General features: G+C 64.3%; 4 protein-coding genes and 1 pseudogene. All 5 read right to left on the reverse strand.

From position 1 onward, the window contains the following. Positions 1-1,468 (reverse strand): DNA repair protein RecN (gene recN, locus EOA36_RS24005; RefSeq protein ID WP_127279707.1); only part of this gene is annotated, 1,468 nt, incomplete at its 3' end. A gap of 183 nt (positions 1,469-1,651) precedes the next feature. Then, positions 1,652-2,521: an outer membrane protein assembly factor BamD gene (locus EOA36_RS24010; protein ID WP_127279708.1), complete on the reverse strand. Its 870-nt coding sequence runs from the start codon at positions 2,519-2,521 to the stop codon at positions 1,652-1,654. Between the two features lie 263 nt (positions 2,522-2,784). Beyond that, complete coding sequence (gene lpxC, locus EOA36_RS24015; RefSeq protein WP_127279709.1) at positions 2,785-3,735, reverse strand: UDP-3-O-acyl-N-acetylglucosamine deacetylase; 951 nt, start codon at positions 3,733-3,735, stop codon at positions 2,785-2,787. Between the two features lie 280 nt (positions 3,736-4,015). Next, a complete protein-coding gene (gene ftsZ, locus EOA36_RS24020; RefSeq protein WP_127279710.1) occupies positions 4,016-5,695 on the reverse strand; it encodes a cell division protein FtsZ in 1,680 nt (559 codons plus the stop codon). A gap of 66 nt (positions 5,696-5,761) precedes the next feature. Then, positions 5,762-6,157: pseudogene (locus EOA36_RS24025) on the reverse strand (cell division protein FtsA); the annotation flags it as partial.

The raw sequence follows: 6,157 nt of genomic DNA on the forward strand, positions 1-6,157 counted from the left end.
GGGGGACGGAAAGCACCTGGACCCGCTTCGACAGCCGCGCCAGCCGCTGGCCGATGGCGTCGGCCACCGCGCCGCCCACGCCGGTGTCGATTTCGTCGAAAACCAGTGTCGGCGCCGAACCGCGATCGGCAAGCGCCACTTTCAGCGCCAGCAGGAAGCGTGACAGCTCGCCACCCGACGCGACTTTCATCATCGGGCCGGGCCGCGTGCCAGGATTGGTGCGCACCCAGAACTCGATCTGGTCGATGCCCTCCTCCATGCGGCTCTCGGCCTCGCTCTTCATCTCGACGATGAAGGCCGCGCGTTCGAGCTTCAGCGCCGGCAATTCGGCCATCACCGCCTTGGTCAGGCCGACCGCCGCGGCATGGCGAAGCGAGGACAGCTGTGCGGCAGCGATGTCGTAGGTTTCGCGCGCGGCGGCGGCCTGCTTTTCCAGTCCGTGCAGGCGCTCCTCGCCGGCATCGAGGTCGGCTAGATCGGCAACCATCGTGTCGCGCAATTGCGCCAGATCGTCGACGGCGACGCTGTGCTTGCGCGAGGCCGCGCGCAGCGAAAACAGCCGCTCCTCGGCCTTCTCCAACCGTTGCGGGTCATATTCGGTGGCGCGAAGCGCCGCCTCGACGCCCGATTGCGCCGCGTCGAGCGACAACATCGCTTCATCCAGCGACTTGACCACGTCCTCGAGCAGCCCGGGCGCCTCCGTCGCCTTGCGCTGCAGCCGCCTCAGCAGGCTGGCCAGTTGCGGCAAGGGCGAGGACGGGCCCGAAAGCACATCCTGCGCGTCGTGGATTTCGGAGGCGATCTTTTCGGCGCGCATCATATGGGCGCGCAGCTCGGCAAGTTCGGTTTCCTCACCGGGCTGCGGATCGAGCTTGGTCAGTTCGGCGACCGCGGCGCGCAGATAGTCGGCCTCCCGGGCGGCGGCCGCCACCTTGGCGCGATGGCGCGTCAACTCCTGCTCGCAGGCGCGCCAGTGCCGCCATGCCTCGCCTGTCGCGCGGACGGCGCCGAGATGGCCGCCGAAAGCATCGAGCACATCGCGGTGCGCGCCCGGATCGACCAAAGCGCGTTCGTCATGCTGGCCATGGATCTCGACCAGTGCGCGGCCGACATCGCGCATCAGCGTCACGCTGGACGGCTGGTCGTTGACGAACACACGGGTACGGCCGTCCGCCGTCTGCACGCGGCGCAGGATGACGTCGCCGTCATCCTCGATGGCGTTTTCGGCAAGCAGCGCGCGCACCGGATGGTTGCGCGGAACATCGAACACGGCAATGACCTGGCCCTGCGACGCGCCATGGCGCACCAGCGAGGCATCGCCGCGCGCGCCGAGCGCCAGCGACAGGGCATCGAGCAGGATGGATTTGCCGGCGCCGGTTTCGCCGGTCAGCACGGAGAGACCCGGCTGGAAGTCGATGTCCAGCTTTTCGATCAGGACGATATCTCGGATCGACAGTCTGGAAAGCATGAGAAACCGGACCTATTGCATGCCGCCCAGAAGTGGACCCGGTTTCGGGATAACGACAGGCACGAAAACAAAAAGATTAAGGCGGCACCCGACAGTTGGAGTCGCAGCGCCGCACTATCTTTTTGTTTGAGCTTCGGATCAATCCGAAAAAGCACACTGCGCGCTTCGCTCGGAGCTCCGCGGTCAGGCGCCGGTGATCAGCTTCCCGGCCTTGGATATCCACGATCCGGCATTTTCGCGTGGCGCCAGACCGTTGCTCTGCAGCAGCTTATAGGAATCCTTGTACCACGAGCTGTCGGGATAGTTGGTGCCGAGGACCGCGGCCGCCGTCTGGGCCTCCGAGGTCAAGCCCAACGCGTAATAGCTTTCGGTGAGGCGGGCGAGCGCTTCCTCGACATGGCGGGTGTTGGAATAGTTTTCGACCACGGTGCGGAAGCGCTTGACGGCGGCGATGTACTCGCGGCGCTCCAGATAATAACGGCCGATCTGCATTTCCTTGCCGGCGAGCTGGTCGTTGGCGAAGCGGATCTTTTCCTTGGCGTCGTCGACATATTCCGACGTCGGCCAGCGCGTCACCAGGTCTTGCATCGTCTGCACGGTCTGGCGTGCTTCCTTCTGGTCCTGCGTCACGTCCTTGATCTGGCGATAGTAGCTGAGACCGATGATGTACTGGGCATAGGGTGCGTCATCCGTGGACGGATAGAGGGCCAGGTACCGCTTTGCCGACTGGATCGCGTCCTCGTAGCTGCCCTTCCGATAGTCGGCAAACGCGCCCATCACCATCGATTTGCGGGCCCATTCCGAATAGGGATGCTGGCGGTCGACGGCGTCGAACTTCTTGCTCGCCTCGTCCAGGCGTCCCGCATTCATGTTTGCGAGGCCCTGATTGTAGAGAACGTCGGCCGGCTCGGTCTGGTCGACATAGGTCGAAAGGTCGATATCTTTCTCCGACGACATGCAGGCCGACAGAAAGAGCGATGGAACAACCACCGAAAGCGCCAGGAAGACAGACCGCTGCGGCGCTTTCGATTGACCGACTCGCTTGAAGAACATGATTGGATTGCGCCCTTTCGGCGTTATTTTAGTGCCTCTTGCATGCTGTTGTCCCAAAAAATGGTCCCCACTTCTAGGCGACATGCATTAATCGACGGCAGCAGCCATAAACCATAACCGCCTTGCCCGGCAACGCTATGTCCAGCCAATCGCACATTTTTGTGGCGACGGACCGCAGCGCGAAAATCTATGCAATTTCGCTGATGGATGATGCATTCATGCAACACCCATACCGCCATGCAATGCGAAAAAGATTAAGAAAATCAGATCATCCAGGGCGCATAGAGCGGCGCGTTGACGGCGTTCATCTCGGCGGCCCGGCCACGCTCGCGGCGTGTCGTCTCGACGATCTCGAAGGCCGTGCGGTCCGACAGCAGGCGCCGCAGCGCGGCGGCGTTCAGCCGGTGGCCGCCGCGATAGGAGCGGAAACAGCCGATGAAGCGCGCGCCGGCCAGCGCCAGGTCGCCCATGGCGTCGAGCGTCTTGTGGCGCACGAATTCGTTGGGGTAGCGCAGGCCACCCATATTGATGACGCGGTTGTCGTCACCGATCACCAGCGAGTTCTCGAGCGAGGATCCCAGCGCATAGCCGGCGGCCCACAGCCGTTCGACGTCCTTCATGAAGCCGAAGGTGCGGGCGCGGGCGATGTCGCGGCGGAAAATATCGGCATTGATGTCCGATGCGAACAGCTGGCGGCCGATCGCCGGGCTTTCGAAATCGATCTCGACCTCGAAGCGGGTGCCGTCATAGGGCCTGAACTCGGCCCAGGAGGCGCCGTTCTCGATGCGGACCGGCTTGACCACCCTGATATAGCGGCGCTTGACGGCCAACACCTCGATGCCGGCCTGGTCGATGGCTTCGACGAACGCCATGGCACTGCCGTCGAGGATTGGGACCTCGTGGCCGTCGATCTCGATGATGACATTGTCGATGCCGAGCCCGAACAGGGCGGCCATGATATGCTCGACCGTGGCGATGTGCTCGCCCGAGGGATCGCCAAGCATGGTGCAAAGGTCGGTGGCGCCGATCTCGGAAAACAGGGCGCGGAACTCACGGCCCTGCCCGTCGCCATTGAGAAGCTGGAACACGATGCCGGTATCGGCATCCGCGGGCAGGAAACTGATGGAAACTTCTTTGCCGCTGTGAACGCCGGTGCCTGTAAGCGACGCGCGCGTCTTCACTGTCGTCTGGTGGTCGTGCAAGACAATCCCCATAAGCCCGTAGTGCCTAGGTCCGCTTCTCCAGCCCGAGGGCGCGGCTCTTGTTAAATCGGCAGGCAGGGCTACTTCCCCCGAAATCCCCGCATACCGACCATGGTAGGCAGCGAAGATAATGTCCCGGCAGGGAGACTCCAAATCACGGTTTCTTACTCTTTGTAACCGCGAACTGGAACCTGTGTGACACGATAACCTATTGATTATACAGCCTTTTAAACGTTAACAGGCAAGCAATTTCTTGCCTGCCTGTTAACAATTGTTACAATCCGTTAACCGCTCAGTTGGCCTGGCGGCGCAGGAACGCCGGAATCTCCAGCTGATCATCGTCCTGAGTCGCCCTCACCTGCGGCGTCAGACGGCCCTGGTCGTCCAGCTGGCCGCGGCGCGGCGCGTAGAGCTGGGCGTCCTGGCTGGCGAGGCGGCGCACTTCCGGTGCGGCCTGGCGCAGCCTGGGCTCGCGCGGCTGCGCCGGCTGCAGCCGTGCAGGCTCCTCTTCGCGGCGGGTCAGGCCATTGGTCAGGCGCTTCAGGAGACCCATCGGGCCGCTGTTCTCATGGTCGGCGGGACGGCTCTTGGCGTCGACCTCCGCTTTCACGACCGGCGGAAAATCCTCGACGCGCGGCATGCGCTGCGGCGCCATCGCCACCGGCTGCTGGACCTCACGCAGCATTTCGCGCGGCTGCGGAGCCGGCTGCATCATCTGCTGGACAACAGGCTGAGGCATCGGTTGCGCGGGCGGCGCCTGGAAGATCTTGCTCTGCGGGCGGAAATCGTCCGCATGGGCGACCGGTGCCGGACGAGCCTGCGCCATGGCAGCGGCGTTCGCTTCGGCCAACTGGATGGCTTCGGCAACAGGATCGGCGGCGCGCGGCTCATACACGGCCTGCTGGACCGGCGCCGGGCGGCTTTCCACCGCGGCGACGGCCGGCCGGGCGGCCGGCTTCGGCGGCGCCGTGCGGATCGAGATCGGCGCGGCGGCGATTTCAGCGGCCGACTTGTCGATGCCGGTCGCGACCACCGAGACGCGGATGACGCCCTCGAGTTCCTCGTCGAAAGTGGCGCCCAGGATGATGTTGGCGTCCTGGTCGACTTCTTCGCGGATGCGGGTCGCCGCCTCGTCGACTTCGAAAAGGGTCAGGTCGCGGCCGCCGGTGATCGAGATCAGCAAGCCCTTGGCGCCCTTCATCGAGGTTTCGTCGAGCAGCGGGTTGGCGATCGCGGCTTCCGCGGCGGCCATCGCGCGGCCTTCGCCCGAAGCTTCGCCGGTGCCCATCATCGCCTTGCCCATCTCGCGCATCACCGAACGCACGTCGGCGAAGTCGAGGTTGATCAGGCCTTCCTTGACCATCAGGTCGGTGATGCAGGCAACGCCGGAGTAGAGCACCTGGTCGGCCATCGCGAAGGCGTCGGCGAAGGTGGTCTTGTCATTGGCCAGCCGGAACAGGTTCTGGTTGGGGATGACGATCAGCGTATCGACGCACTTCTGCAACTCCTCGATGCCGAAGTCGGCCGTCTTCATGCGGCGCTGGCCTTCGAAGTGGAACGGCTTGGTGACGACGCCGACGGTGAGGATGCCCTTCTCGCGGGCTGCGCGGGCAACCACCGGAGCAGCACCCGTACCGGTGCCGCCGCCCATGCCGGCGGTAACGAAGCACATATGGGTGTTGGTGAGATGGTCGAGGATCTCGTCGATGCACTCTTCCGCCGCCGCGCGGCCGACTTCCGGCTGCGATCCGGCACCGAGCCCCTCGGTGACATGCGCGCCAAGCTGGATCAGCCGCGAGGCCTTCGACATGGTCAGCGCCTGCGCGTCGGTGTTGGCCACGACGAACTCGACACCGCGCAGTCCGGCGGTGATCATGTTGTTCACGGCATTGCCGCCGCCGCCGCCAACACCGAACACGGTGATGCGCGGCTTAAGCTCGGTGATGTCCGGCTTCTGCAGATTGATGGTCATTGTCTCCGTCCTTTGCCTTTCACGCCGCTTCGCCGCCGCGGCCGCCTATGGGGCTGTCCCCGTCAATTAGAAACTGTCTCTCAACCACTGACTCATGCGATGCAGTTTTCCACCCGTTCCGGTCATCCTGAGACCGGAAATACCTTTCGCCGGATGGCTCTCGAAGCTCGCCATCTGCGGATAGATCAGAAGCCCGACTGCGGCCGAGAAAGCCGGGCCTTTCGCTGCTTCTGGCAGGCCCGCCACGCCGAGCGGGCGGCCGATGCGCACATTGCGCCCCAGGATGCGGCGTGCCGCCTCGGGCAGGCCGGCCAGTTGGCTGGCGCCGCCGGTGAGCACGACGCGCTTGCCGACCGCATTGCCGTAGCCGGATTTGTTGAGCCGGTCGCGCAGGAGTTCGAGCGTCTCGTCGATGCGGGCGCGCACGATGCGGGTCATCACCGAACGCGGGATCTGCAGCGG

The organism is Mesorhizobium sp. M8A.F.Ca.ET.021.01.1.1, from assembly GCF_003998025.1.
Classification (GTDB): Bacteria; Pseudomonadota; Alphaproteobacteria; order Rhizobiales; family Rhizobiaceae; genus Mesorhizobium.

Excerpts from the sequence above, each read along its gene's own strand:
- EOA36_RS24010 (WP_127279708.1), bottom strand. The coding sequence starts at position 2,521 with ATGTTCTTCAAGCGAGTCGGTCAATCGAAAGCGCCGCAGCGGTCTGTC.
- ftsZ (WP_127279710.1), bottom strand. The coding sequence starts at position 5,695 with ATGACCATCAATCTGCAGAAGCCGGACATCACCGAGCTTAAGCCGCGC.
- lpxC (WP_127279709.1), bottom strand. The coding sequence starts at position 3,735 with ATGGGGATTGTCTTGCACGACCACCAGACGACAGTGAAGACGCGCGCG.